Raw genomic sequence first — 26,739 nt, forward strand, 5'->3', positions numbered from 1 at the left:
TGACACGATGCGGATCCTGGTCGTCGACAACTACGACAGCTTCGTCTTCAACCTGGTGCAGTACCTCGGGCAGCTCGGTGTCGAGGCGCAGGTATGGCGAAACGACGACGCGCGGCTGTCCGACCACGCCGCGGTAGCGGCCGAGTTCGACGGCGTACTGCTCAGCCCCGGACCAGGCACGCCGGAACGCGCCGGCGCCTCGATCGGCCTGGTGCATGCCTGCGCGGCGGCGCGCACCCCGCTGCTGGGCGTGTGCCTGGGGCATCAGGCCATCGGCGTGGCGTTCGGCGCCACCGTGGACCGCGCCCCCGAATTGCTGCACGGCAAGACCAGCAGCGTCTTCCACACGAATGTCGGTGTGTTGCAAGGACTTCCGGATCCGTTCACGGCAACCCGGTATCACTCGCTGACGATTCTGCCGGAGACCCTGCCGACCGAGCTCGAGGTGACCGCCCGTACCCGCAGCGGCGTGATCATGGGAGTACGGCATATCGAGCTGCCCATTCACGGGGTGCAGTTCCACCCCGAGTCGATCCTCACCGAGGGCGGTCATCGGATGCTGGCCAATTGGCTGGCCTACTGCGGACACCCCCGGGACGACGCGTTGGTGCGCCGGCTGGAGAACGAGATCGTGAAAAGCACTGCCGCGCTGCCGGCTACTGACCGAACTTCAGCGTGATCGGGCCGTCCTTGTTCACGCCTTGTCCCGCCGCCGGGCTCTGGTAGACGATCCGGTTGTGCTTGTCGCCGCCGGCGTCGACGTCGGCGCCTTTGACCAGCACCCCGGTCCAGCCCAGCGCCCGTAGCTGCGGTTCGGCGTCCGTCCAGAACATGCCGGACAGGTCGGGCATCGTGAACTGGTTGCCCTTGGATACCTGCAGCTCGATCACTGAGTCCACCGGCACCGTCGCGTCGGCGGGCGGATTGGTGCCGACCACCTCGCCGGCCGGCCGGGAGCTGTCCACGGCGGCCTCGGTGAACTTGGTGAAGCCGTACACCGTGAGGTTCTTTTGCGCGAGCTCGACGGTCTGCCCGGCGACGGCCGGGACCTGTTTGGTCGCCGGACCCGACCCGACGATGACGGTGATCTCGTTGGTGATCGCCGAGGTCTGGTTGGCCGGCGGGTTGGTTCCGATGACCCGGTCTTTCATCTCAGGCGTCGACGGCGAATTGACTTGCTTGAATCGTCCGAAGCCCGCGGCCTTCAGCTTCTTCACCGCCGACGCGTAGCTCAGCGACGACACGTCGGGCACTTCACGCTGCTCGGGCCCGGTAGAGACGTTGATCGTGATCTCGTCGCCGGCACCCACCGACGAGTTGGCGCTGGGGTCGGTGCCGATGACATGGTCGGGCGGGACGGTCGAATCGGGCTTTTGTTGCGTGCGGGTCTTGAAGCCGCGATTCTGCAGCGCCGCAATCGCATCGGCGGATGCCTGACCGCGCACATCGGGCACCTGCACATTGCGCATGTTGCCGCCGAACGTGTTGATCACAATCGTCACGACCACGGTCAGCACGGCCAGCACCGCCACCGCGATCAGCCAGCGGCCCACCGAACCGACATTGCGGTCCTTGGCGAAGTCGAGTTGCTGGCGCGGCAGCGGGTCGGTCTGCGGCCCCACCGGGCCGGTGGGGTGCGCCGCCATCATCGAGGTGCGCTCGGCATCGGTGAGCACCTTGGGCGCTTCGGGCTGCTCGCCGTTGTGCACCCGAATCAGGTCAGCGCGCATCTCCGCGGCGGTCTGATACCGGTTGTCGGGGTTCTTGGCCAACGCCTTGAGCACCACGGCGTCGAGCTCCGGAGGAATGCCCTCGTGCCGCTGCGACGGCGGAACGGGATCCTCGCGGACATGCTGATAGGCCACCGCAACCGGCGAGTCACCAACGAAAGGTGGCTCGCCGCAAAGTATTTCGTAGAGCACACAACCCAACGAGTAGACGTCGGAGCGGGCGTCCACCGGCTCGCCGCGGGCCTGTTCGGGAGACAGGTACTGGGCCGTCCCGATCACCGCCGCGGTCTGGGTGACCCGGTTGCCGCCACTGTCGGCGATCGCCCGGGCGATGCCGAAGTCCATCACCTTGACCGCGTTGTTGTTGCTGATCATGATGTTGGCCGGCTTGACGTCGCGGTGGATGATGCCGTGCTGGTGAGAGAAGTTCAGCGCCTGGCAAGCGTCGGCGATGACCTCGATGGCCCGCTTCGGCGGCATTGGGCCATCGGTGTGCACGATGTCGCGCAACGTGACCCCGTTGACGTACTCCATCACGATGTACGGCAGCGGCCCGGCGTCCGTCTCGGCCTCGCCGGTGTCGTACACCGCGACGATCGCCGGGTGATTCAGCGCCGCGGCGTTTTGCGCCTCACGCCGGAATCGCAGATAGAAGCTCGGGTCGCGGGCCAGGTCTGCGCGCAACACCTTGACCGCGACGTCGCGGTGCAACCGGACGTCGCGGGCGAGGTGAACCTCGGACATGCCGCCGAAGCCGAGGATTTCGCCCAGCTCGTAGCGGTCGGACAGGTGCTGCGGGGTGGTCATTACCGTATCTCGTGTCGGTCCAGCGACGCGTACGCCAACGCGACAGCCGCCGGCTGCCGGTTTTGGTGTCCAGAATTACCTGTCACCCCGCGATCCGTCCAATTCGACGGCTGTACGGTCGACGACTTGCTGGGCGTTCCGGTGTCGGTGACGGTCGGCGCCGACGGTTGGGGCTGCGTGTTCTCGTCGCGGGAGTTGATGACGATGAGCACCGCGATGATGATCGCCAGCGCGCCCAGCACCCCGGCCGCCCACAACAGTGCGCGCTGACCCGAGGAGAAGGTGCGCCGGGGTGGCGGTGGGCGGTGCCCGCCCGTCGTCGGCCGTGATCGGCGCGCCGCCGGTGTGCGGCCACTGGGGTTGGCGACGGCCCTCGCCTTGGCGCCCGACGGGATGGAGGCGGGGGTGGCCCGCCCGGCCGTCGCCGCCTGGTTGGGCCGCGGAGGTCGGCGGCCGGCGCGGACGGCAGCGACGGCGTCGGCGAACGGTCCGCCGCTGCGGTAGCGCATGCCGGGGTTTTTGACCAGCGTGATCTCGATGAGTTCGCGCACGTTGGGCGGCAGCTCACTGGGCAGCGGCGGCGGCGGCTCCTTGATGTGCTTCATCGCCACAGTCAGCGCCCCGTCACCGGTGAAGGGGCGGCGACCCGAAACACATTCGTAGCCAACAACTCCCAGCGAGTAGACGTCACTGGCCGGGGTGGCGTCGTGGCCCAGCGCCTGTTCGGGGGCGATGTATTGGGCGGTGCCCATCACCATTCCGGTCTGGGTGACCGGCGCCGCGTCGACGGCCTTGGCGATACCGAAGTCGGTGATCTTCACCTGACCAGTCGGGGTGATCAGGATGTTGCCGGGTTTGACGTCGCGGTGCACCAAGCCGGCCGCGTGCGCAACCTGCAGCGCACGTCCGGTCTGCTCGAGCAGGTCCAGCGCGTGGCGCAGCGACAGCTTGCCCATGCGCTTGAGGACGGAGTTGAGCGGCTCCCCGTTGACCAGCTCCATCACCAGGTAGGCGGTGCGGCCCTCGCCGTTCATCTGGGTTTCGCCGTAGTCGTGGACGCTGGCGATCCCGGGGTGATTGAGCATCGCGGTGGTACGTGCCTCGGCCCGGAACCGCTCGATGAATTCGGGGTCGGACGAGAACTCGCTCTTGAGAACCTTGACCGCGACGCGGCGGCCCAGCCGGCTGTCGACCGCCTCCCACACCTGGCCCATGCCGCCGGTGGCGATGAGGCGCTGCAGGCGATACCGGCCAGACAGCGTCACACCTACTCGCGGGCTCATGGTCCTCCCTGTAGCGCGGCCTCGATCACCGCCCGCCCGATGGGCGCGGCGAGGGCACCCCCTGTGGCGGACAGTCGGTCGGCGCCATCCTCCACCAGCACGGCGACGGCCACCTTCGGGGTCTGTGCCGGCGCGAAGGCGATGTACCACGCGTGCGGTGGAGTGTTGCGCGGGTCGGTGCCGTGCTCTGCGGTACCCGTTTTGGATGCGATCTGCACGCCGGGGATCGCCCCTTTCTGCTGTGTGACTTGCTCGGCGCCGACCATCAACTCTGTTAGCTTAGCCGCGACCTGCGGCGACACCGCACGGCGCTGTTCCTGCGGGGTGGCCCTGCCGATGTTGGCCAGGTCGGGTCCCTTGAGGCTATCGACCAGGTACGGCCGCATGGTGACACCGGCATTGGCGATGGTCGCGGCCACCAGCGCGTTCTCCAACGGCGTGACCGCGACGTCCTTTTGCCCGATGCTCGACATGCCCAGCGCGGCCGCATCCGGGATCGGGCCCAGGGTGGACTCGGCGACCTGCAGCGGAATGGGGTCCGGCCCGGTGTCGAGGCCGAACGACTGCGCGGTGCTGCGCAGGGCGTCGGCGCCGGTGAGCATCCCGAGTTGAACGAACGCGGTGTTACACGAATGCGCGAAGGCTTCGCGCAGCGACACCGTCGGCTCCTGGCCGCAGGACGCGCCGCCGTAGTTCTCGAGGGTGGCGCTGCTGTCGGGCAGCGGAATCTTCGGCGCCGCGGTCAGCTGCTCGTCCTCGGTGGCTCCGGACTGCAGCGCGGCGGCGGTGGTGATCACTTTGAATGTCGAACCGGGCGGGTAGGTTTCGGCGATCGCGCGGTTGCTCAGCGGCGAGGCGGGGTCGTCGCGCAACCGTTGCCAGGCCTGCGACTGCTCCGCCGCGTTATGTGAGGCCAGCAGGTTGGGGTCATAGGACGGCGACGACACCAGCGCCAGGATCTTGCCGGTGGACGGCTCCAGTGCGACCACCGCGCCCTTGCACGGTCCCCCACAGCCCTGCTGCATCGCGTCCCAGCCGGCCTGCTGGACGTGCGGGTTGATCGTGGTGTCGACGTTGCCGCCGCGGGGGTCGCGGCCGGTAAAGAAGTCGGCGAGCCGGCGGCCGAACAGCCGCTGGTCGGAGCCGTTGAGCAGCGGGTCCTCGGCGCGCTCGAGCCCCGCGCTGGAGTAGCGCAGCGAATAGAAGCCGGTCACCGGCGCATACACCGCCGGATCCGGATAGACGCGCAGGAAACGAAAGCGGTTGTCGGTGGCCACCGAATAGGCCAGCAGTTGCCCGCCGGCGGTGATCTGACCGCGTTGGCGCGAGTACTCGTCGAGCAGGACCCGCTGGTTACGAGGGTCGGAGCGCAGCCCGTCGGCGGTGAACACCTGCGTGAGGGTGGCATTGAACAGCAGCAAGACGATCAGCGCCATCACGGTCAGCGAGATCCGGCGCAGGGAGGCGTTCATACCCGCTCGATCACCTCGGTGCTGGCCGCCGCGATCGGCGACGTGTTGCGAGGCCGGGCACGGAACGGGCGCCGCGCCGCGTGCGAGATGCGCACCACAATGGCCAGCAGCACATAGTTGGCCAGCAGCGACGAGCCGCCGTAAGACATCCACGGCGTGGTCAGGCCGGTCAGCGGAATCAGCTTGGTGACGCCGCCCACCACGATGAACAACTGGATGGCCAGCGTCGAGGACAGGCCCGCGGCCAGCAGCTTGCCGAAGCTGTCACGCACCGCGATCGCGGTGCGCATCCCGCGAATGATCACGATGGTGTAGAGCATGAGAATTCCTGCCAGACCGACTAATCCGAGCTCCTCGCCAAACGCGGCGACGATGAAGTCGGTCGATGCGGCAGGCACGGTATCGGGTTGCCCGTTGCCCAGCCCGGTTCCGAAGATGCCGCCGGTGGCGAAGCTGAACAGCGACTGCACCATCTGGTAGCCGTTGCCGTCCGGGTCGGCGAACGGGTCCAGCCAGGTCTGGACCCGCACCCGCACGTGGTCGAAAACGTAGTACGCCGCAACACTTCCCAGCGCGAACAACGTCAGCCCGATGACAACCCAACTGAACCGCTGGGTGGCAAGGTAAACGACCACCAAAAACGACGCGTACAGCAATAGCGAAGTGCCCAAGTCCTTTTCGAAGACCATCACCCCGACAGAGATCACCCAGGCCGCCAGCAACGGCGCGAGATCACGGGGCCGGGGCAGGTCCATGCCCAGGACATGTTTGCCGGCGCTGGTGAACAGCCCCCGTTTGGCCACCAGCACTGCCGAAAAAAAGATAAGCAGCAGGATCTTGGAGAACTCGGCGGGCTGAATGGAAAAGCCCGGCAACCGAATCCAGATCTTGGCACCGTTCTGTTCGGAGAACGACGCCGGCAACATCGCGGGAATCGCCAGCAGCACCAGCCCGGTCAACCCGCTGAGGTAGCCGTAGCGGGCCAGTTGCCGGTGATCCTTCAGCGAGCTCACCACGAACGCGAACGCGGCCACCCCGACCACCGTCCACAGCATCTGCTGGTTGGCACTGGGGCCACTGTGGTGGCCGGGGCCGGCGAGGTCGAGGCGGTGAATCATCACCAGACCCAGGCCGTTGAGCAGGGCCACCACCGGGAGCAGCAGCGGATCCGCGTAGGGCGCAAAACGCCGGATGGCCAGGTGCGCGCCGACGAAAACTGCCAAAAACGCGGCGGCGTAAGTCACCAAGTCCCAACGCAACCCGCGATCCTGGTTGGCCTGGACGATCGTCAGCGCCGCCGCGGTGATGACAGTGGCGAAGCACAGCAACAGCAATTCGGCGTTGCGCCGAGTCGGAAGCGGAGGTGTCACCGCGACCGGGGGCTGCGGCGCGGTGCTCAACGCGCGCGTCGCCTCGTCGTCGTCGGCCCGGGTCATGCCGCCGCCCGGCAATTGGTTCCTGGCTCGGGCGGCGGCGGGGGAAGTGCAGTCACGGTGGGCGCGGTGGTCGTCGGCGACGAACCTTGCGCGGGTTCTTCGGGGCCCGACGTGCTGCTCGGCGGTGCGCCCGGTTCAGGTGTGCGGCTGGTGGTCGGCGGGGTCTGCGGCGCGGTCGAGGGCGGCGAGGTAGCTCGCGGCGGCGGGCATGGCGGCAGCAACGAGCCGGCGGACAGTTGATGAAGTTGCGCGATGGCATCCTCGAGAGTTCCGGCAGGCAGTCCGGCTGCGACCTGGGCGCGTTCCGACGGGCGCAGGTCGGACAGCCTCATCGGCCGGCAGTTCAGCGTGCCCTGGGACTGGCCATAGCTGATCTGCGATAGCTCGTTGCGGCCGTTGAGGCACCCCACCAGATATGGCTCGTGCAGGCGAAAGCCCAGGATCGAACCCTGGATGCCACGCATGATGGACACGTTGCCGTTGTAGGCGGCAACGTAGTAGTTGCTGCGGATCACCGTGCGCCCCACCGCAAGCCCGGACAGGATCAGCAGCACCACCAGCGCGACGCCGATCGCCATCCGCCGCCGCGACCGGCGCGGGCGCGGGAACGTATCTATTTGCGGCAGAACACGTTTGACGACGCCCTTGCGGGGACTGATGGCCGATGCCCGCCCGGCGGCAGTGTTGGGCCGGGTGAGTTGGTCCTGATCATCGAAGTCGCCCGATACCGCGCCGGCGATGATCGGCTGGGTCGGGCCGTAATTGTCGTCGACGACGTCGGCGACCACGACCGTCACATTGTCGGGTCCTCCGCCACGCAGGGCTAGTTCGATGAGGCGGTCGGCGGCCTCGACAACGTCCGGAATCTTCAACGCCTCGAGGATGGTCTCGTCGCTGACCGGGTCGGAGAGCCCGTCCGAGCACAGTAAGTAACGGTCGCCGGCGTGTACCTCGCGCATGGTCAGGGTCGGCTCGACCTCGTGGCCGGTCAATGCCCGCATGATCAACGAGCGCTGCGGATGACTGTGCGCCTCTTCCCGGGTGATCCGGCCCTCGTCGACCAGGGTTTGGACAAACGTGTCGTCCTTGGTGATCTGCGTCAGCTCTCCGTCGCGCAGCAGGTACCCACGTGAGTCGCCGATGTGCACCAAGCCAAGTCGGTTGCCCGCGAACAGAATTGCAGTGAGGGTGGTGCCCATTCCCTCGAGGTCGGGGTCCATCTCGACCTGGGCCGCAATGGCCGAGTTGCCGGCGCGCACCGCTGCGTCGAGCTTGGCCAGCAGATCACCGCCGGGTTCGTCGTCGTCCAGGTGGGCCAGCGCAGCGATCACCAGCTGCGACGCAACTTCGCCGGCCGCGTGGCCACCCATGCCGTCGGCCAGAGCTAACAACCGCGCACCGGCATAGACCGAGTCTTCGTTGTTGGAGCGCACCAGGCCGACGTCGCTGCGCGCCGCATAGCGCAAGACCAGGGTCACGGCCGCAACTCGATTACCGTTTTGCCGATGCGAACCGGCGTGCCAATGGGAACCCGTACCGCCGTCGTCACTTTCGCCCTGTCAAGGTAAGTACCGTTGGTCGATCCTAAGTCCTCGACGTACCATTCCGAGCCTCGCTGAGATAGCCGCGCGTGGCGCGTCGAAGCGTAATCATCGGTAAGCACCAAGGTCGAATCGTCGGCCCGGCCGATCAGCACCGGTTGGCCGCTCAACGTGATCCGCGCGCCCACCAGCGAGCCTTCGGTCACCACCAGGTAGCGGGCGGTGGTACGCCGTTGTCGCGACGGCAATAACGTGCCGCGCAACGCCAAGCCGCGCCGTACCATGACCGCGCCGGTCGGCGCGTAGATGTCGGTCCGCAAGATTCGCAACACCGACCAAATGAATAGCCATAGCAGCATCAAGAATCCGGCGCGCGTCAGCTGCAGTACCAATCCCTGCATCTGGCGTCCTCTCCGTCCTGGCACCGCACGCTCCCCCGCGACACCGAGCACATCAGCAACGTCACGATACTTGGACAGCGCTCGAAGCTGGGTTAGCTTGGTCCGGCTGTGAGCTCAGTGAATATGGACGATGATCTCCGAGTGGCCCAGCCGGATCACGTCGCCGTCGGCAAGCTGCCATTCCTGCACGGGCGCGTTGTTGACGGTGGTGCCGTTGGTGGAGTTGAGGTCGGAAAGTAACGCGACCTGTCCATCCCAGCGGATTTCCAGGTGCCGACGCGACACCCCGGTGTCAGGCAACCGGAACTGTGCGTCCTGCCCGCGGCCGATGATGTTGGCGCCTTCACGCAGTTGGTACGTCCGCCCGCTGCCGTCGTCAAGCTGCAACGTGACGGTGGTGCCGGTGGAACCGTAAGCACCCTGGCCGTAGGCGCCGTAACCGCCGGCCCCCGCTTGGCCGTAGTCGTAGTCGCCGCCCGCGGGTTCGGCGTAACCGCCGGCTGCCGGGGCGTAGCCGCCTCCGGCCGGACCGGCGTCCGGGTAGCGGCCGTAATCGGGCTGGCCGTAGTCCTGGCGCCCGTAACCCGGGGCGCCTTGGTAGCCCTGGTCGTAGCCGCCCTGGTCCGGATACGGCGCGCGCTGGCCGGGTTGCGCATAGCCGCCCTCGTCGTGGCGGGCCGGGCCGCGCCCGTAGTCGTAGTCGCCGTAACCCGCGCCGGCGGGTTGGCCGCCGTAGCCGCCTTGTCGATAGCCGGCGTCGTAGCCACCCGACGGGCGCTGTTCGTACGGTTGGTAGCCCCCCTGCTCCGGGTAGCTGCCTTGCTCGGGGTAGCCGCGCTGCTCGGGATAGCCACCTTGGTCTGGGTAGCTGCCTTGGTCTGGGTAGCCCCGCTGCTCGGGGTAGCCGCCCTGTTCGGGGTAGCCCCGCTGCTCGGGGTAGCCGCGCTGCTCGGGGTAGGCGCCTTGCTCGGGGTAGGCGCCTTGGTCTGGGTAGCCGCCTTGCTCGGGGTAGGCGCCCTGGTCCGGCTGCCTGGGCGGATAACCGCGCTGGTCCGGATAACCACCAGACTCTGGTGGATAGGGGCCCCGCGGATCCTGGCCGCCCCTGGGCTCCTCGGGACCGCGCCCGTAGGGGTCGTCGTAATAGTCGTCACCGGGCCGCCCCTGCCCCTGGCTGCCGTGATAGCTCGAATTCTCAGTCATCGGTGGTACTCCTGGTTCTGCGCTGAACGCATGATCTGATTGTGGCGGGGCGAAATCGCTGGCGGTCGGGTGGGGCTCCACGTCGGGGTTGACAGCGCCGCGGGCGCGGAACTGTCCGGTGTGCAGGTTCGATGACTGCTCGAACCGGACGACCACATCACCATACGTTTGCCACCCCTGTTCGCTGATATATGCCGCCAAGTGCTTAGCGAAAGCGTTGGAAGTGAGAGCCGGGTCGGTGCCCACTTTCTGGTAGTCGTGCATACCGAGGGTAATGATGTATTCGTTCGGAGCCAAAAGGCGATCGCCCTGCAGCGGCCGAATACCGTCGGCCGCCTCCCGGCGCAGCATGGCCTCGAGCTCTTGCGGGACGATGGAACCACCGAACACCCGAGCAAATGCGTCGCCGACGGTGGCTTCGAGTTTGCGCTCGATGCGTTGAACTAGCCCCTTCTGGCTGCTCATGTCCAGCGCTGCCTCACTCTTTTGCTGCCTCGCCGCTGTAGGGCGGACGACCTCCCTCGCGTCGCATCACCCGTGTTCTTCCCAAATGGTATCGGGCCAGCGCAGGTCGGCGGCACCTTTAGAACTCTGAGAATCGCATCTCGGCAGGTCACGAGGATTGGCCTATGCCACCACCGACCCGTGCGGGGCACTGGCACGATTGGGGAAGCCAACTATTACAGTGGTAGTCTCCACCGGTTGTTTAGGGCGAGTGGCGGAATGGCAGACGCGCTGGCTTCAGGTGCCAGTGTCCTTCGGGACGTGGGGGTTCAAGTCCCCCTTCGCCCACCCATCTTGATCGAGACGTCTCCTCGTAGACTGCGGCGTCTGCGACCGAATGTAAACGGCACCAACGACTTCCAGAACCCTGCCGTGACGCCGTGAGCAATGCGGTAGCCAGTTAAGCCGCTCCCACCGAGCGGAATCGCCTCAACCCATGGATATGAGGGCGCCCGCCGTATCAGATCCCAACTAGGGCTAAGAGGCGGAGTCATTATGATGCTCGCTTACGAGCAGCGTGGGGCCCGATGCGGCCGCGCCAGCGGAAGGTGGAGTCAGTGGGGTGGATTAGCGGCCGATGGCATGACCTGAGCGGCGTCAGTTCCACCGCCTGGCTGGGCCTTGCGCTGTGGGTGATTGTCGTCGTCGCTCTGGCCGCGCTGGTCTATGTGCGTTACCACCTCGCCCGGATGCGCAAGTTGAGTTTCGAAGACCACCGGCCGCAGGTCACGATGTTCATGGAGCCGCATGCCGCGGACTGGCATCTGGTGGAATTGGTAGTGAGGAACTTCGGTCAGCGAACGGCGTATGACGTCCGGTTCCAATTCAACAACCCACCCACAGTTGCCGAGTACGAGAACGCGTACGAGGGCATGGTCGACATCACCGAATTGCATCTGCCCGAGGAGCTGCCGGAGCTGGCCCCCGGCCAGGAATGGCGCACAGTGTGGGATTCCGCTCTGGATCGTCATCAACTGGGCGGCGCTATTGCTTCGCGTTTCACCGGAACGGTGACCTATTACGACAGTCCGGTGCCGGAAGGCCGGTGGAGCAATGTCAAGTCGCGCCGGCGCAAGCCGATTGAAACGAAGGTGGTACTGGATTGGGGCACCCTGCCGCCGGTGCAGCGGATCGAATTGATGACGTCGCACGATTTGGCCAAGCGGGAGAAGCAGAAGCTGGAGCTGTTGCGCTGCCTGCTGACCTACTTCCAGGTCGCCAGTCAGGAAACCAGGCCAGAAGACGTCCGTAGCGAGATAGACCGGATCAAGCACGCGACGCAGGAAATCCGGAACCGGTGGCGCAGCAGGCAGCTCGAAGAACCGACTGACGTCAGGATGCGCCGGCCTCATTCGGGGCATCCGCCGATCCGTGACGGGGAACCGGAACTGGAGCCCAGCCGACGTCACGGGCAGCCGACCGAACGGCTCCCGTAGACTTTATCTGCCCGACTGGCGCCGACTTGACGTGCTAACTAACCGCCGAGTAGCCCCCTTAGGGGGCTGCTACGGTAACCGTGTGACCAAAGTGCCGAGGAATTACCGTCGTAGTTGACGCACCCTGGCGTCGCGGTCGGCGGGTTTGCCGGAAGATCGTCTCGCCGCTGCCGGTGGGGTCGTGGGTTGACTTAAGGAGTCGGCGATGAGCGACACCGCGCAGGGTTCGCGCGTGGGGTCACAATTTGGGCGCTATCGCCTCACGCGCCTGCTTGGTCGTGGCGGTATGGGTGAGGTCTATGAGGCCGAGGACACGGTAAAAGAACGGGTCGTCGCGCTGAAGGTGCTCTCGCCTGCGCTGTGTCAGGATCCGGTGTTCCGGGAACGACTGCAGCGCGAAGCACGGACCGCGGGCCGCTTGCAAGAGCCACACGTGGTGCCTGTCCACGACTACGGCGAGATCGACGGCCAGCTGTATCTCGATATGCGCCTGATTCAAGGCACCGACTTGGCCACGTTATTGAAAGAGTCTGGTGCATTGACGCCACCGCGCGCGGTGGCAATTGTGCGCCAGGCCGCTTCGGCATTGGATGCCGCTCATGCCGCCGGGGTGATACATCGCGATATCAAGCCGGAAAATATTCTCGTCACTCGCGACGATTTCGCTTATCTGGTCGATTTCGGTATCGCAAGTGCCACCACCGACGAGAGGCTGACTCAGGCGGGCAGCGCGGTGGGCACGTGGAAATACGCGGCGCCAGAGCGTTTCACAAATGCCGAGGTGACCCACAGCGTCGATGTATATGCATTGGCTTGTGTGCTGCACGAGTGCCTGACCGGCTCGCCGCCATACCGGGCCGACAGTGCGGGAATGCTGATCACCGCGCATTTAATGGAACCCATTCCGCACCCGAGTCAACTGCACCCGGGTATTCCGGGTGCATTCGACAAGGTGATTGCTCGCGGGATGGCCAAAGACCCCAAGGACCGTTATGCCAGTGCCGGGGAACTGGCGCAGGCAGCTCTCGAGGCGCTCAGCGCGCGGGATCAGGATCGCGCGGGCGACATCATCGAACGCAGCGAGGAAGCCACTCTGCCGGACCTCGAAGCACGACCGCTTCCGACGCCTCCCCCACCTCCGCCACCAGCCACACCGCCTCCGCCGCCAGGACCCTCGCCTCGCCAGGCGGGCGGGACGGAGGCGCCGCCGCGGCCGGCACCACCGCAGCACGGCCCGGGCTGGGGTGGCGGCGCGGGACCGGTCCATGCGGGCCCCGCCCCCGGCGAAGCACCACGTTCCGCTCCCTCCTTCACCCCGACCGGGAGTAGCTGGCCGGGCCAATTCGGTGCTCCCCCAATAGGAATCCCCCCGCGCCGGCCAGCGCCCCGTAAGCCCCGTAAACAGAGCCGGCGGCTTCCCCTGGTGGTGGCCGCGGTGGCCGTGATCGCGATCGGCGGCTTAGTGTGGTTACTGCTGCCCTCAAACTCGTCACCGGGCCCGTCGCCCACCACCGAGCCGACGTCCACCCCCACCGCTGCAGCGCCGTCGGTGTCGACACCGCCACCCGCCGAATCCCAAGCTCGGTTGTTCGGCATGCTGCCGCCGGGTTACCCGCCCGACGTCTGCAAACCGATTACTCCGCCAAAAGATGCGTTCGCCAAGGTGTCATGCGGCAGAAATGTCGATCCTGACGGGCCGCCGTCGGCAACTTACGCACTATTTCCGGATAAGGCCACAGCGCGGGCGGCCTTCGACAGAATCGTCAAGACTTCCGCCCCGGTCGACTGCCCGGGCCGAATCCAATCACCGGGTCCATGGCACCGAAACGCCACACCGGATCAGGTCAGCGGCATGCTGCTATGCGCGATGCAACAGGGCTACCCGGCGGTGGTATGGACCAATGACGACGCACAACTGGTCAGCGTTGTCCAGGGCGAGCCGCAGGGGCCGACGCTTGAGCAGCTATATATGTGGTGGAGCACGCATTCATAACTTCCGGGCCTGCCGTTAAATGCGGAAGCCGCATACACGCGTCGTGCGATGCCACCGGGAGGGTGGTACAACAGGGGTGTTAATTACCGCTCGCGACATCTAGGCTCCACAGAATCGGCATAATGTGCCGGCGTTGGCAGCAATCCGTCGCAGCGAAGCCGCCACCGAAGACGATTGAAGACGAAAAGGAGTGAGCGATCTTGAAGATCAGAACAACCGCAATGGCAGCAGCGGCAGCCGCCGCAGCTGGTGCGATCGGCGTCGCAGGCGCAGCGTTCGCATCGGCCGATGAGGGCGCGACTACCAGCAGCCAGAGCTTGGGCAGCCAGGCGAAGATCGTTAACGGCACCAATGTTCAGGGCTGGACCGTCACTGACCTGAAGCAGAGCTCGGACACTATCCCTTACCAGCCGCACGGCACGCTGTGGGAAGCCACCGCCACCGACGAGGCCATCCAGGGCGGGGCCACGCCGATCGTGTCGAACTTCAACGCGGTCTCGCCAAGTGGCCAGACATACCGCGTCTTGTACCAGGTCGCCACGCCCCAGGGTGTCAACCCGGCCGGCCTTGGCCAGGGTCAAAAGACCAGCGGCAAGATCTATTTCGACGTCACAGGCGACAACCCGAACTCGGTTGTATACACCGACGGTGGCGGCAACCAGCTCGCATCCTGGGTGCAGTCGTCGCAGCCGCAGGGCCGAACGGGCGGACGGGCGACACCGTCTCCGGCCGGCAACACCACCACACCTGCGCAGACCGGAACGCCGGGGACGGCCACTCCGGCCGGCAACCCGGCGGCACCTGCGGCCACCGGTAGCCAAGGGACGCCGATTCCCGCCGGTAGTCAGGGAACGCCGCCGGCGGCTGGCGGCGCCGCCACCACGCCGGCCGTGAGCCCGTCTGCACCCGGGGCGGCCGGTACCCCCGCGGCACCTGCCGGGCCTGCAGCTCCTGGCGCGGCCGGTAGCCCGGCAGCCCCAGCTCAGGGGGCGGCAGGTGCGCCGGCGGCTCCGGCTCCGGCCAACAGTCCCGAAGCACCGGCCACGTCCGGTAGCCCCGAGACGTCGCCCGGTGGGCAGCCGACTGGCAGCCAGGGGACGCCCACCTCGGCAGGCACCCAAGAGGCACCCGGTACTGCTAGCAGCCCCGACACGACGGCCGGCAGCCCAGCGGCACCATCACCTGGGGCAAGCCAGGCGACCCCCGCGGGCAGCCAGGGCCAGAACGGGTCGAGCCACAACGGCTAAGCCACCCGCTGCCTGACCCAGACAGAATCCGACCCCTGCGGTGATCCGCAGGGGTCGGTTTCATTATGCGACGCATCGCTGCCACCCCCTCGTTTGGCGGCGGGGCGTCGGCTTGGCTATGCGGGGACCGGGCAGGCCTTGCGATCCCTCACGGGGTAACCGTTGCGCTCGGCCAGTGAACGCAATTGGCGCAGTGCAAAGTTTCGTGCCCGGCCCGTTTCAGGGACCACCACTCCGGCCCAAAGGCCTTCGACTCCAGGCAGTTCGCACGCTTCGCGAGCACACAGCCAGCGACGTGGGCACGATCGGCAAATCATCTTGGCCTCGTCGTCGGCAATCGTCGTCCAGCGCTCCGGGTCTCGTGTGCACGCACCCAGCGGTAGTTCGTAGAGAGCTGTTGCGGTCATGGTGTCCGGTTCCTTCGTTAAGTGCCGCGGTTTCGCGGCCGATGGTTCAGAAGCGTATAGCACAAACCGTAGCAGTGCAACAGTTAGCGCTACATTCTCGGCAGCGGTCGATGCAACACTTTACGAAGCAGGTCCCGAACGTCACGCCCTTTCTGGAGTCCCCGTCCCCCGGCCGTATGGCGTAGGGATGCCGGGTCGTCGCGGTCGCGGCGCGGACGGTGTTCTAGCAGGTTGTATGCCAGATAGCGCCAGTGCGGACGGCATCGGGAGGCCAGCGCGATGCACCACCCGGCTGCATTGGCCAGCGTGGCATATCGGGTCCTTGCCGTGGCGAAGGTGCGCGCCGGTTTTGCGCAGTAAGCCGTAGCGCTGAGATGGTTTTACGGTCTGCCGCACCCATTCTTGAGAGAAGCGGGTCGGCCGACAAACGTAGCTGTGGCCATAGCGCACAGCAGGGTGCAACGGCTACCATCGAAGTGGCGGCCAAAGCCCACCGAATCCAAGGAATCCCCGCAGATGACCAACGTCGAGCCGACTGCCGACTCAACCCTGTTGATCGTGCAGGACGGCGAGAAATCCCATGCGATCGAGGCCGGTCGTGGGGTTGCGACGATCGGTAGGAACCCCGAGGACCGGGTGCAGATCAACGATCCGCGGGTCGCTCTCAAGGTCGAATCCATCGACGGGCAGTGGCGGGTGGTCGACAGCAGTCCGTACGGGATGTTCGTCGACGGATTGCGGACGAGCTCGGTGGCCGTTAAGGGCAGGACGACCGTGCGCTTGGGCGATCCGACTCAAGGCAGGCCGTTGACGTTCGAGGTGGTCGAGCCGAACAGGCCCAATGACCAGCGGCGCTCCAGCGAGCCCGAAGACCTCGACGTCACCGGAACGTGGCAAATCGATGACCTGGACCCCGGTGTGGTCCGCGCAGGCGCGGCGGCTGCAGCGCGTCGCCGCGAGCTCGACATCAGTCAACGCAGCCTTGCCGCCGACGGGGTCATCAACGCGGGAGCGCTGATCGCCTTCGAAAAGGGCCGCAGCTGGCCGCGGGAACGCACCCGCGCCAAGCTCGAGGAGGTGTTGCGCTGGCCGCCCGGCGCTATTGCCCGCATCCGCGAAGGCGGCCCGGTTCCCGGCGAAGAGGTCACCGAGATTCTGTCCGGCGACGACCAGGTTCCGTTGATCGCGCAGGCCGTCATCGCCGCGGTAGATAGCTGCAGCCTGGCTATCTCTGCCTTGCCGCCGGTGCAGGATCCCGAGTTCACCCCAGGGGTGACGTCGATCCTGGCGGACCTGCGTCGGCTCGAGGCCGTTGCCGTTCGGGCAACGCAGACTTTGTTCATCGGCTTGAGATAGCGCGGCGGGCGCAGATCCGTCATGTCATGCCTCCCTCGTGAATAGGCCGCGCCGCTCGGCGACCCACTGAGCAAACGTGACCGCCGGGTGGCCGACGATCTTCTCCACTTCATGGGTGACCAGCGCCGGCTTGTCGGCGGTCTCGGCGAGCAGCGCGATGTACGCGTCGGCGAACCCGGCGCCCAACCCGATCCGAATAAACTGCTCTCGCACCACATCTGAGGGCACGTCGCGGTAAGTCAGCGGCCGGCCCAGGACAGCACCGATGATTTCCACCAACTCGGAATTGGTGAACGCCTGCGGCCCGGTCAACGGGACCTTACGGCCGTCCAGCTCGTCGCTCAGCAGCGCCCGCGCCGCGACCGCGGCGATGTCACTGTCGACGATCGGCGCAGTCGACGCCCCGGCACACGGGCCGCTGACCACGTCACCGGCCCGGATCTGCGCCGCCCACATACCGGCGAAATTCGACGCGAACACCCCGGGCCGCAGGCTCACCCACGCCAGGCCGGACTCGACCGCGAACTGCTCGACTTCCTTGTTGCGGTCCCCGCGAAACCGCGACGGCTGCCGCGAGAAGTCGTCGTCGGCGTTGAGCGCGGACAACGCCACCAGCTTGGTGACCCTGCCGCGCTGCGCGCGGGCCACCACGTCGGCCAGCTGCACACCCAACGCCCGGGAGTTCAGGAAAACCGCCGACGCTCCTTCGAGCGCATCGAAGGGCGAGGTCACCACCTCGACACCCGCGGGGAAGACGGCGCCGGGATTGCGGGTGACGGCCCGCACCCGGCAGCCGGCTGATGCCAATTCGTTCACAAGGGGCCGGCCGACATTGCCGGTCGCTCCGGTCACGACGATCGTCATGGTGTGCTCCTTCGCGCAATCGAGAAAGTCCTTTTCACCAAGGACGGGTCGAAGCGTGGGAAAGTTACAGCCGAGATGTGTAACTTCGCGGGCCGCCATATCGTCGTCGTCACATGACCGTTTCACAGTCAGAACGGCTCGCCGAAGCATGGCGGTGCCATCGCCCGTATCTGATCAACCTCGCCTACCAGATGCTCGGCGACATCGGCGACATCGGCGACGCCGAAGACGTTGCGCAAGAAGCGTTTCTGCGGCTGTCCCGTGCCGACCTGAGCCAGATCGACGACGTCCGCGGCTGGCTGACGGTGGTAGCCGGCCGGCTGTGCCTCGACCAGGTCCGTTCGGCCCGGGCCCGCCGTGAGAGGCCGGAAGACATTGGTCCAGATGTGGCCGCGCTCAACCAATCTCGGCGCGCAGACCCCGCGGATCGGGTCACCCTCGACGACGAGGTCCGCACCGCACTGCTGGAAGTGTTGCAACGACTCAGCCCCGGTGAGCGAGTGTCGTTCGTGTTGCACGACGTGTTCGGGGTTCCGTTCGACGCCATCGCCGAAACGGTGGGCCGACCAGTCGGGACCTGCCGGCAGCTGGCCCGTCGCGCGCGGGCGAAGTTCACCGACGAGCGGCCGAAGCTGACCGAGGTACCGACGGCCGAACACCAGCTCGTCACCGAGAAATTCATCACCGCCTGCGCCAACGGCGACCTGCAGGGGCTGGCCGCGGTGCTGGATCCGACGGTGTGGGGGAGTGGGACGTTGCTCGTCGAGCCCGCGCTCCCGCCGCAGGTCAATCACGGCCCGCAGGACGTCGCCACGAACCTGCTGCGCTACCTGGGGCCGGGCGTGACCCTGGTCAGCGGGCCGGCCGGGCAGCCGGTGGTGCTGGCCTTCGCCAACCGGCGGCTCTTCGCCGTCATCGTGTTGAGCATCGGCGACGGTCGGATCACCAAGATCGCGGCGACCGCCGATCCGGCCGCGCGTGCTGCGGCATTCTGAGCCCAGCCGCGACCGGCTAGCGGACGCGACGTTCCCGCGCGCGCTCGGGCTCCGTCGCGAAAAACCCCGCGATCGCCGCAGCGATCTCGAGAAAGCTACGCCGCGTCGCGGGCGCCATCTCGTGGCTGACGTCGATCACGCCGCCGGGCCGCAGGTGTGGATCGAAGGGCACCTCGACCACCATCTGGCCGCGGTCGAGGAACTGGCGGGCCAACACTGACCGGGTGCGCTTGTCGGCGTGCCCGTCGGAATCGTTGAGCACCACGACGCTGCGGCGCAGCAAACCGGTTCGGCCGTGCGCCGACAGCCACTCCATGGTCTGCGCGGCGGCCGAGGCCCCGTCGGCCCACGGCGAGGACACCACGATCAGCGCATCCATGTCGCTCAGCGCCTCCTGTGTGACCGGCGCGTCCATCGTCGAACCGCAGTCCACGATCGAGATGGTGAAATGCCGGTCGAGCCGCAGGGTGGCTTCCCGGTAGATCGCCGGATCGAGCACCCGCCGCGGACCGGCCGGCGGCTCCCCGGCCAGCACGTACAGGCCGGCGGAATTGCTGCCCACCCGGGCGCTGACATCGGCGAACGACTGAATGTTCTTGTCGGCGGTCAATTCCCAATACGAGCCACTGCCCTGCGGGTCGATTCTGCTGCCGAGCCGGCCGAAGGCGGTATCGGCGTCGATCGCCACAATGCGGTCCTGCCGGCGCAGTTCGGCGAAGATCGACCCGACGCTCGCGGCAACCGTGGTTTTGCCGACGCCGCCCTTGCCCAACACGCCGACCTTGTAGTTGCCGTGCAGCACCGACTTGATGACCGCTTCGAATTCGGCCTCCCGGCGTTCCAGCGGCGACGGGCCGAGGTTGATCAGGCCGCGGGAGGCTTTCCAAAGCATGCGTCGCCAGCCGCGGCCGGGAACCGGCCGTTGCGGCGGCGCGGCAGCCGGGGGCCCGACCTCGATGCCAGACCAGCGATCCGGTTGTGGCACGTCGACAGGACGTGCGGGAGGGGGCTGAGGCGTGTGCAACGGCTGGTGCGGGCGAGGCGGCTGGTGGGGCTGGGGCACCACGCGAGGGATTCGGGCCGACGGGTACGACGGGCGTGCCTCCGGCGGCGCGGGCCGCAGACGGTCCCGCAGGAAGTCGTCGCGATCGCTCATGAGCTCCCTAGCTCCATCCGGCAATTGCAGGCATGGAATCAGTATCAGCCACCGCGCTGGCTGAAAAGCCCCGGCGCCGGTGCGGCGACCGCGCGCAAACTCGCCTCGACCCAGCTCGTCGGCGGGCGTCTGCCGTGCAGCACCAGGAGCAAGCCGCCGTGACAGCGCCGCTGCCACACCTTATTGGTGAGTTTCGTCACCGGCCGGCGGCCGACCTGCGACCTCGCCGATAACGATCACAGCAAATTGACCCTGGACTGCCCCGACCGGCAGCCGCGGCCTATCCCGGCGCGGTCCATGCAAATACTCAGCGACGCAACCGGACCCGGCAAATTCGCTGTCAGCGAGGGCTGCGTCGGCGCAACGTACCCAACCGGCGGGTTACTATTGACCAAGTTGGCATGTCAGGCGGGTTTTGTCATATCGTTTTACGACTTGTCGAGACCGGGTAAACAGGGCCACCGTTCAGCGCTGCACGGACGTTCCCCTGTCCGGACTATCGCCAGTTGGCGACCAGCATATCGACAAGACCGAAGGAGCCCAGCCCGCATCGTAAAGGGCGCGGCGCCGACGGAGCCGCAAATGAATGCCGCGCAGAAAGTTTTCTGGAAGGTCAGGTGGGAATGGCGCCCAACCGCGTCGGGCTGTACAACCCCGCGTTCGAGCATGACTCGTGCGGGGTGGCCATGGTCGTCGACATGCATGGCCGCCGCAGCCGCGACATCGTGGACAAGGCGATCACCGCGCTGCTCAACCTCGAGCATCGCGGTGCTCAGGGTGCCGAGCCGCACAGCGGTGACGGCGCCGGCATTCTGATCCAGGTTCCCGACGAGTTCCTGCGTTCGGTTGTCGACTTCGAGCTGCCGCCGGCGGGCAGCTACGCCACCGGCATCGCGTTTTTGCCGCAATCGTCCAAAGACGCCGCCGCGGCATGTGCGGCGGTGGAGAAGATCGTGTCCTCCGAGGGTTTGCAGGTGCTCGGCTGGCGCGACGTGCCCACCGACGACTCGTCGCTGGGCGCGTTGTCCCGTGACGCGATGCCCACCTTCCGCCAGCTGTTCATCGCCGGCGCCGAGGGCATGACGCTGGAGCGGCGCGCCTACGTGATCCGCAAGCGCGCCGAACACGAACTGGGCACCAAGGGCCCCGGACAGGACGGCCCCGGACGCGAAACCGTTTATTTCCCAAGCCTTTCCGGTCAGACCCTGGTCTACAAGGGCATGTTGACCACGCCGCAGCTCAAGGCCTTCTACCTGGACCTGCAGGACGATCGGCTGACCAGTGCGCTGGGCATCGTGCACTCGCGGTTCTCGACCAACACCTTCCCGTCCTGGCCGCTGGCCCATCCGTTCCGGCGTATTGCCCACAACGGCGAGATCAACACCGTTACCGGCAACGAGAATTGGATGCGCGCCCGGGAGGCGTTGATCCACACCGACATCTTCGGCTCCTACGACGACGTCGACAAGCTGTTCCCGATCTGCACCCCGGGCGCCTCCGACACCGCACGCTTTGACGAGGTGCTCGAACTGCTGCACCTCGGCGGCCGCAGCCTTGCGCACGCGGTGCTGATGATGATCCCCGAGGCGTGGGAGCGCCACGAGTCGATGGACCCCGCGCGCCGGGCGTTCTACGCCTACCACGCATCGCTGATGGAGCCATGGGACGGCCCGGCATCGATGACGTTCACCGACGGCACCATCGTGGGTGCGGTGCTGGACCGCAACGGCCTTCGGCCGTCGCGGATTTGGGTGACCGACGACGGGCTGGTGGTGATGGCCTCCGAGGCCGGGGTGCTCGACCTCGACCCGTCGAAGGTGGTGCGCCGGATGCGGCTACAGCCCGGGCGGATGTTCCTGGTGGACACCGCGCAAGGCCGCATCGTCGACGACGAGGAGATCAAGGCCGAGCTGGCCGCCGAGCACCCGTATCAGGAATGGCTGGAGCGCGGCCTGATCCCGCTCGACGAGTTGCCGCAGGGCAACTACGTGCGGATGCCGCACCACCGGGTTGTGTTGCGGCAGTTGGTTTTCGGTTACACGTACGAGGAGCTCAACCTGCTGGTGGCGCCGATGGTGCGCACCGGCGCCGAGCCGATCGGCTCGATGGGCACCGACACCCCAGTCGCGGTGCTGTCGGCGCGGCCGCGGATGCTGTTCGACTACTTCCACCAACTCTTCGCGCAGGTGACCAACCCGCCGCTGGACGCCATCCGTGAAGAGGTAGTGACCAGCCTGCACGGCACCCTCGGACCGGAGGGCGACCTGCTCAACCCGGACGAGAACTCTTGTCACCAGATCGTGTTGCCGCAGCCGATTCTGCGCAACCACGAGCTGGCCAAGCTGATCAACCTTGACCCCGACGTGGAGGTCAACGGCCGCCGACACGGATTGCGGTCCAAGGTGATTCGCTGCCTGTACCCGGTTGCCGACGGCGGCGTCGGCCTGAAGGAGGCGCTCGACGAGGTGCGCGCACAGACGTCGGCGGCAATTGCCGACGGCGCGCGGATCATCATCTTGAGCGACCGCGAGTCCGACGAGACCATGGCGCCGATCCCGTCGCTGCTGGCGGTGTCGGCCGTGCATCACCACCTGGTGCGGGAACGCAGCCGCACCAAGGTCGGCCTCGTCGTCGAGTCCGGCGATGCCCGCGAGGTGCACCACATGGCCATGCTGTGTGGATTCGGGGCCGCGGCGATCAACCCGTACATGGCGTTCGAATCCATCGCGGACATGCTCGACCGTGGCGTGATCACCGGGATCGACCGTGAGAAGGCGCTGCAGAACTACATCAAGGCCGCCGGCAAGGGTGTGCTGAAAGTGATGTCCAAGATGGGCATTTCGACGCTGGCGTCCTACACCGGTGCGCAACTTTTCCAGGCCGTCGGGGTCTCCGAGGACTTACTCGACGAGTACTTCACCGGATTGACCTGCCCCACCGGCGGCATCACGCTCGACGACATCGCCGCCGACGTCGCCGCCCGCCACGCGCTGGCGTTTCTGGACCGGCCCAACGAGCGGGCGCACCGCGAACTCGAGGTGGGCGGGGAATACCAGTGGCGCCGCGAGGGCGAGTACCACCTGTTCAACCCGGACACGGTGTTCAAGCTGCAGCACTCGACCCGCACCGGTCAGTACAAGATCTTCAAGGAATACACGAAGCTGGTCGACGACCAAAGCGAGCGGATGGCGTCGCTGCGCGGCCTGCTGAAGTTCCGTCAGGGGCTGCGGCCGCCGGTCCCGCTCGACGAGGTGGAGCCGGCCAGCGAGATCGTCAAACGCTTTGCGACCGGCGCGATGAGCTACGGCTCGATCTCGGCCGAGGCGCACGAGACGCTGGCCATCGCGATGAACCGGCTGGGCGGCCGGTCCAACTGCGGTGAGGGCGGCGAGCACGTCAGCCGCTACGAACGCGATCCCAACGGCGACTGGCGCCGCAGCGCGATCAAGCAGGTCGCCTCGGCCCGGTTCGGGGTGACGTCGCACTACCTGACCAACTGCACCGACATCCAGATCAAGATGGCCCAGGGCGCGAAACCCGGTGAGGGCGGCCAGCTTCCGGGCGGCAAGGTGTATCCGTGGATTGCCGAGGTTCGCCACTCCACCCCCGGCGTCGGTCTGATCTCGCCGCCGCCGCACCACGACATCTACTCGATCGAGGACCTGGCGCAGCTGATCCACGACTTGAAGAACGCCAACCCGGCCGCGCGGATCCACGTCAAGCTGGTCTCCGAGAACGGGGTGGGCACCGTGGCGGCGGGTGTATCGAAGGCGCACGCCGACGTGGTGCTGATCTCCGGGCACGACGGCGGCACCGGCGCCACGCCGCTGACGTCGATGAAACACGCCGGCGCGCCATGGGAGTTGGGGCTGGCCGAGACGCAGCAGACGTTGCTGCTCAACGGGTTACGCGACCGGATCGTGGTCCAGGTGGACGGTCAGCTGAAGACCGGCCGCGACGTGATGATCGCCGCGCTGCTGGGTGCCGAGGAGTTCGGCTTTGCCACCGCGCCGCTGGTGGTGTCCGGCTGCATCATGATGCGGGTGTGCCACCTCGACACCTGCCCGGTCGGGGTGGCCACTCAGAACCCGGTGCTTCGGCAGCGGTTCACCGGCAAGCCGGAGTTCGTCGAGAACTTCTTCCTCTTCATCGCCGAAGAAGTGCGGGAATACATGGCGCAGCTCGGGTTCCGCACGCTCAACGAGGCTGTCGGTCAGGTCGGGTCGCTGGACACCACGCTGGCCCGCGCGCATTGGAAGGCGCACAAACTCGACCTGACGCCGGTGCTGCACGAGCCGGAGTCGGCGTTCATGAACCAGGACCTGTACTGCAGCTCCAGCCAGGACCACGGCCTGGACAAGGCGCTGGACCAGCAGCTGATCGTGATGAGCCGCGAGGCGCTGGATTCCGGGACGCCGGTGAGGTTCTCCACCACGATCGCCAACGTCAACCGCACCGTCGGCACCATGCTCGGACACGAGGTGACGAAAGCCTATGGCGGCCAAGGCCTGCCGGACGGCACCATCGACATCACGTTCGACGGGTCGGCCGGCAACAGCTTCGGCGCATTTGTCCCCAAGGGCATCACGCTGCGGGTCTACGGCGACGCCAACGACTACGTCGGCAAGGGTCTGTCCGGCGGCCGGATCGTGGTGCGCCCGTCCGACGATGCACCGGAGGACTATGTCGCCGAGGACAACATCATCGGCGGCAACGTGATCCTGTTCGGCGCCACCAGCGGTGAGGCGTTCCTGCGGGGAGTGGTCGGCGAGCGCTTCGCCGTGCGCAACTCGGGAGCCCACGCCGTGGTCGAAGGTGTCGGCGACCATGGCTGCGAGTACATGACCGGAGGCAAGGTGGTCATCCTCGGCCAGACCGGACGCAACTTCGCGGCCGGCATGTCCGGCGGTGTGGCCTATGTGTACGACCCCGACACCGTGTTCCCCGACCACCTCAACACCGAGATGGTGGAATTGGAGAGCCTCGACGAGGATGACCTGGAGTGGCTGCATGACATGATCCAGGCCCACGTCGACAACACCGATTCCACTGTCGGTCAGCGCATTCTGGCCGACTGGGCGACGCAGCAGCGGTGCTTTGTCAAGGTGATGCCCCGCGACTACAAGCAGGTTCTAAAGGCGATTGCCGAGGCCGAGCGCAGCGGCACCGATGTCGACGAGGCGATCATGGCGGCAGCGCATGGCTGATCCGAAGGGCTTTCTGAAATACACCCACCGCGAGACACCCAAACGTCGACCGGTGGAACTGCGGCTGCGCGACTGGAAGGAAGTCTACGAGGACTTCTCGCACGAGACGCTGCAGCAGCAGGCGACCCGCTGCATGGACTGCGGAATTCCGTTCTGCCACAACGGCTGCCCACTGGGCAACCTGATCCCGGAATGGAACGACCTGACCCGCACCGGCCGGTGGCGCGACGCGATCGAACGACTGCACGCCACCAACAACTTTCCCGACTTCACCGGTCGGCTCTGCCCGGCCCCGTGTGAGTCGTCGTGTGTGCTGGGCATCAACCAGGACCCGGTGACCATCAAGCAGATCGAGTTGGAGATCATCGACAACGCCTTCGACGAGGGCTGGGTGGTGCCGCTGCCACCGGATCGGCTGACCGGCAAGACGGTTGCTGTGGTGGGGTCCGGTCCGGCCGGTCTGGCCGCTGCGCAGCAACTGACCCGGGCCGGGCACCGCGTGACCGTGTTCGAGCGTGCCGACCGGATCGGTGGGCTGCTGCGCTACGGGATCCCCGAGTTCAAGATGGAAAAGCGGCACCTGAATCGGCGGCTGGACCAGATGAAGGCCGAGGGCACCGAGTTTCGTGCCGGGGTCAACGTCGGGGTCGACATCACCGCCGACCAACTGCGCGCCGACTTCGACGCGGTGGTGCTGGCCGGCGGCGCAACCGCCTGGCGCGATCTGCCCATCCCTGGCCGCGAACTCGACGGCATCCATCAGGCCATGGAATTCCTGCCGTGGGCCAATCGGGTGCAAGAAGGCGACGACGTTCTGGGGCCGGACGGGCAGCCGCCGATCACCGCCAAGGGCAAGAAGGTCATCATCATCGGGGGCGGCGACACCGGCGCCGACTGCCTGGGCACCGTGCACCGCCAGGGCGCGGTCAGCGTGCACCAGTTCGAGATCATGCCGCGCCCGCCGGACACCCGCGCCCCGTCGACGCCGTGGCCGATGTACGAGCTGATGTTCCGGGTGTCCGCCGCCCACGAAGAAGGCGGTGAGCGGGTGTTCTCGGTCAACACCGAGGAATTCGTCGGCCGCGACGGGCACGTCACCGCGCTCAAGGTGCACGAGGTGACGATGCAGGACGGCAAGTTCGTCAAGGTCGAGGGCAGCGACTTCGAAATCGAAGCCGACCTGGTGTTGCTGGCGATGGGCTTTGTCGGGCCGGAGAAGTCCGGCCTGCTGACCGATCTCGGGGTGGAGTTCACCGAGCGCGGCAACGTCGCGCGCGGGGACGACTACGAAACCTCGGTGCCGGGCGTCTACGTTGCCGGTGACATGGGACGCGGCCAGTCACTGATCGTCTGGGCGATTGCCGAGGGCCGCGCCGCCGCGGCGGCGGTGGATCGCTTCCTGATGGGCCAAAGCGCGCTGCCGGCGCCCATCAAACCCACCGCAGCACCACAACGCTAGTCACTTCTGACTCAGCCAAAACATTTGATAAATAGCTCGGCGCGTCTTACTCTGTTTGCCAGACGTTGGGTGTGTAATAGCCCGATGTGGGCGCCACCGAGCGTGGCGCCTCGGTTTGGTTGACCGACCGCAGGAGTGATCACTGTGCATATCAACCCAGTGCCCCGGTCGCGGGTGGGGCGAATCGCCTGGTCATGGTTTCGGCATCCGGTTAAGAGCCGTGAGTTTCCCGCGCGTCACGA

At 66.7% G+C, this 26,739-nt stretch carries 18 protein-coding genes and 1 tRNA gene; 9 read left to right on the forward strand and 10 right to left on the reverse strand.

What is annotated here, in order from left to right:
* Positions 1–7 precede the first annotated feature (7 nt).
* Positions 8–679, forward strand: a complete 672-nt coding sequence (locus tag G6N47_RS08125) for an aminodeoxychorismate/anthranilate synthase component II (protein WP_083132203.1) — start codon at positions 8–10, stop codon at positions 677–679.
* Here the strand turns inward: G6N47_RS08125 and pknB are convergent.
* The 7 genes from pknB to G6N47_RS08160 form a co-directional block, all read right to left on the reverse strand.
* Positions 657–2,537, reverse strand: coding sequence for a Stk1 family PASTA domain-containing Ser/Thr kinase (pknB, locus tag G6N47_RS08130; RefSeq protein ID WP_083132311.1), 1,881 nt, complete (start codon positions 2,535–2,537; stop codon positions 657–659). The genes G6N47_RS08125 and pknB overlap by 23 nt on opposite strands.
* Positions 2,537–3,820 (reverse strand): serine/threonine-protein kinase, encoded by a 1,284-nt coding sequence (locus G6N47_RS08135; RefSeq protein WP_139799531.1) that lies wholly within the window; start codon positions 3,818–3,820, stop codon positions 2,537–2,539. Before G6N47_RS08135 ends, pknB begins: the two co-directional genes overlap by 1 nt.
* The gene (gene pbpA / locus G6N47_RS08140; RefSeq protein WP_083132202.1) at positions 3,817–5,292 is read right to left on the reverse strand and encodes a D,D-transpeptidase PbpA; all 1,476 of its coding nucleotides are present in this window, start codon (positions 5,290–5,292) and stop codon (positions 3,817–3,819) included. The genes G6N47_RS08135 and pbpA overlap by 4 nt, the downstream gene beginning before the upstream one ends.
* Positions 5,289–6,728 carry an FtsW/RodA/SpoVE family cell cycle protein gene (locus G6N47_RS08145; RefSeq protein ID WP_372517536.1) on the reverse strand — a complete coding sequence of 480 codons (1,440 nt, stop codon included), beginning with the start codon at positions 6,726–6,728 and terminating at the stop codon, positions 5,289–5,291. The genes pbpA and G6N47_RS08145 overlap by 4 nt, the downstream gene beginning before the upstream one ends.
* Positions 6,725–8,206, reverse strand: coding sequence for a PP2C family serine/threonine-protein phosphatase (locus tag G6N47_RS08150; RefSeq protein ID WP_083132201.1), 1,482 nt, complete (start codon positions 8,204–8,206; stop codon positions 6,725–6,727). The genes G6N47_RS08145 and G6N47_RS08150 overlap by 4 nt, the downstream gene beginning before the upstream one ends.
* Positions 8,203–8,670 (reverse strand): FHA domain-containing protein FhaB/FipA, encoded by a 468-nt coding sequence (locus tag G6N47_RS08155; protein ID WP_045379966.1) that lies wholly within the window; start codon positions 8,668–8,670, stop codon positions 8,203–8,205. The genes G6N47_RS08150 and G6N47_RS08155 overlap by 4 nt, the downstream gene beginning before the upstream one ends.
* A gap of 114 nt (positions 8,671–8,784) precedes the next feature.
* The gene (locus G6N47_RS08160; protein ID WP_083132200.1) at positions 8,785–10,338 is read right to left on the reverse strand and encodes a DUF3662 and FHA domain-containing protein; all 1,554 of its coding nucleotides are present in this window, start codon (positions 10,336–10,338) and stop codon (positions 8,785–8,787) included.
* Between the two features lie 244 nt (positions 10,339–10,582).
* On the opposite strand from G6N47_RS08160, the gene G6N47_RS08165 reads away from it, so the two are divergent.
* The 4 genes from G6N47_RS08165 to G6N47_RS08180 all read left to right on the forward strand — a co-directional run bounded on the left by G6N47_RS08165 (position 10,583) and on the right by G6N47_RS08180 (position 15,053).
* Positions 10,583–10,665: transfer RNA gene (locus G6N47_RS08165), tRNA-Leu, on the forward strand.
* 239 nt (positions 10,666–10,904) lie between these two features.
* On the forward strand, positions 10,905–11,813 hold the full coding sequence (locus G6N47_RS08170) for a hypothetical protein (RefSeq protein WP_232080151.1): 909 nt from the start codon (positions 10,905–10,907) through the stop codon (positions 11,811–11,813).
* A 205-nt stretch (positions 11,814–12,018) separates the two neighbouring features.
* Positions 12,019–13,806, forward strand: coding sequence for a serine/threonine-protein kinase (locus G6N47_RS08175; RefSeq protein WP_083132199.1), 1,788 nt, complete (start codon positions 12,019–12,021; stop codon positions 13,804–13,806).
* 200 nt (positions 13,807–14,006) lie between these two features.
* Positions 14,007–15,053 carry an MPT63 family protein gene (locus G6N47_RS08180; RefSeq protein ID WP_083132198.1) on the forward strand — a complete coding sequence of 349 codons (1,047 nt, stop codon included), beginning with the start codon at positions 14,007–14,009 and terminating at the stop codon, positions 15,051–15,053.
* A 116-nt stretch (positions 15,054–15,169) separates the two neighbouring features.
* On the opposite strand, the gene G6N47_RS08185 is transcribed toward G6N47_RS08180, so the two are convergent.
* The gene (locus G6N47_RS08185; protein ID WP_083132197.1) at positions 15,170–15,460 is read right to left on the reverse strand and encodes a WhiB family transcriptional regulator; all 291 of its coding nucleotides are present in this window, start codon (positions 15,458–15,460) and stop codon (positions 15,170–15,172) included.
* A gap of 516 nt (positions 15,461–15,976) precedes the next feature.
* Between G6N47_RS08185 and G6N47_RS29585 the strand changes: the two genes are divergently transcribed.
* The gene (locus G6N47_RS29585) at positions 15,977–16,816 is read left to right on the forward strand and encodes an FHA domain-containing protein (RefSeq protein WP_139799530.1); all 840 of its coding nucleotides are present in this window, start codon (positions 15,977–15,979) and stop codon (positions 16,814–16,816) included.
* Positions 16,817–16,840: 24 nt separating this feature from the next.
* Here G6N47_RS29585 and G6N47_RS08195 read toward each other — a convergent pair whose 3' ends face one another.
* On the reverse strand, positions 16,841–17,680 hold the full coding sequence (locus tag G6N47_RS08195; RefSeq protein WP_083132196.1) for an NmrA family NAD(P)-binding protein: 840 nt from the start codon (positions 17,678–17,680) through the stop codon (positions 16,841–16,843).
* A gap of 113 nt (positions 17,681–17,793) precedes the next feature.
* Between G6N47_RS08195 and sigI the strand changes: the two genes are divergently transcribed.
* Positions 17,794–18,675: an RNA polymerase sigma factor SigI gene (gene sigI / locus G6N47_RS08200; RefSeq protein ID WP_083132195.1), complete on the forward strand. Its 882-nt coding sequence runs from the start codon at positions 17,794–17,796 to the stop codon at positions 18,673–18,675.
* Positions 18,676–18,691: 16 nt separating this feature from the next.
* Here sigI and G6N47_RS08205 read toward each other — a convergent pair whose 3' ends face one another.
* The gene (locus G6N47_RS08205) at positions 18,692–19,831 is read right to left on the reverse strand and encodes a MinD/ParA family ATP-binding protein (RefSeq protein WP_083132194.1); all 1,140 of its coding nucleotides are present in this window, start codon (positions 19,829–19,831) and stop codon (positions 18,692–18,694) included.
* Positions 19,832–20,454: 623 nt separating this feature from the next.
* Here G6N47_RS08205 and gltB point away from each other — a divergent pair.
* Together gltB and G6N47_RS08215 are read left to right on the forward strand one after the other, a co-directional pair.
* A complete protein-coding gene (gene gltB / locus G6N47_RS08210; RefSeq protein ID WP_083132193.1) occupies positions 20,455–25,038 on the forward strand; it encodes a glutamate synthase large subunit in 4,584 nt (1,527 codons plus the stop codon).
* Positions 25,031–26,497: a glutamate synthase subunit beta gene (locus G6N47_RS08215; RefSeq protein WP_083132192.1), complete on the forward strand. Its 1,467-nt coding sequence runs from the start codon at positions 25,031–25,033 to the stop codon at positions 26,495–26,497. The genes gltB and G6N47_RS08215 overlap by 8 nt, the downstream gene beginning before the upstream one ends.
* Positions 26,498–26,739 lie beyond the last annotated feature (242 nt).

It is taken from the genome of Mycobacterium branderi, assembly GCF_010728725.1.
GTDB classification, from domain to species: domain Bacteria; phylum Actinomycetota; class Actinomycetes; order Mycobacteriales; family Mycobacteriaceae; genus Mycobacterium; species Mycobacterium branderi.

Excerpts from the sequence above, each read along its gene's own strand:
- G6N47_RS08125 (WP_083132203.1), top strand. The coding sequence starts at position 8 with ATGCGGATCCTGGTCGTCGACAACTACGACAGCTTCGTCTTCAACCTG.
- pknB (WP_083132311.1), bottom strand. The coding sequence starts at position 2,537 with ATGACCACCCCGCAGCACCTGTCCGACCGCTACGAGCTGGGCGAAATC.
- G6N47_RS08135 (WP_139799531.1), bottom strand. The coding sequence starts at position 3,820 with ATGAGCCCGCGAGTAGGTGTGACGCTGTCTGGCCGGTATCGCCTGCAG.
- pbpA (WP_083132202.1), bottom strand. The coding sequence starts at position 5,292 with ATGAACGCCTCCCTGCGCCGGATCTCGCTGACCGTGATGGCGCTGATC.
- G6N47_RS08145 (WP_372517536.1), bottom strand. The coding sequence starts at position 6,728 with ATGACCCGGGCCGACGACGACGAGGCGACGCGCGCGTTGAGCACCGCG.
- G6N47_RS08155 (WP_045379966.1), bottom strand. The coding sequence starts at position 8,670 with ATGCAGGGATTGGTACTGCAGCTGACGCGCGCCGGATTCTTGATGCTG.
- G6N47_RS08160 (WP_083132200.1), bottom strand. The coding sequence starts at position 10,338 with ATGAGCAGCCAGAAGGGGCTAGTTCAACGCATCGAGCGCAAACTCGAA.
- G6N47_RS08170 (WP_232080151.1), top strand. The coding sequence starts at position 10,905 with ATGCGGCCGCGCCAGCGGAAGGTGGAGTCAGTGGGGTGGATTAGCGGC.
- G6N47_RS08175 (WP_083132199.1), top strand. The coding sequence starts at position 12,019 with ATGAGCGACACCGCGCAGGGTTCGCGCGTGGGGTCACAATTTGGGCGC.
- G6N47_RS08185 (WP_083132197.1), bottom strand. The coding sequence starts at position 15,460 with ATGACCGCAACAGCTCTCTACGAACTACCGCTGGGTGCGTGCACACGA.
- G6N47_RS29585 (WP_139799530.1), top strand. The coding sequence starts at position 15,977 with ATGACCAACGTCGAGCCGACTGCCGACTCAACCCTGTTGATCGTGCAG.
- G6N47_RS08195 (WP_083132196.1), bottom strand. The coding sequence starts at position 17,680 with ATGACGATCGTCGTGACCGGAGCGACCGGCAATGTCGGCCGGCCCCTT.
- sigI (WP_083132195.1), top strand. The coding sequence starts at position 17,794 with ATGACCGTTTCACAGTCAGAACGGCTCGCCGAAGCATGGCGGTGCCAT.
- G6N47_RS08205 (WP_083132194.1), bottom strand. The coding sequence starts at position 19,831 with ATGAGCGATCGCGACGACTTCCTGCGGGACCGTCTGCGGCCCGCGCCG.
- gltB (WP_083132193.1), top strand. The coding sequence starts at position 20,455 with ATGGCGCCCAACCGCGTCGGGCTGTACAACCCCGCGTTCGAGCATGAC.
- G6N47_RS08215 (WP_083132192.1), top strand. The coding sequence starts at position 25,031 with ATGGCTGATCCGAAGGGCTTTCTGAAATACACCCACCGCGAGACACCC.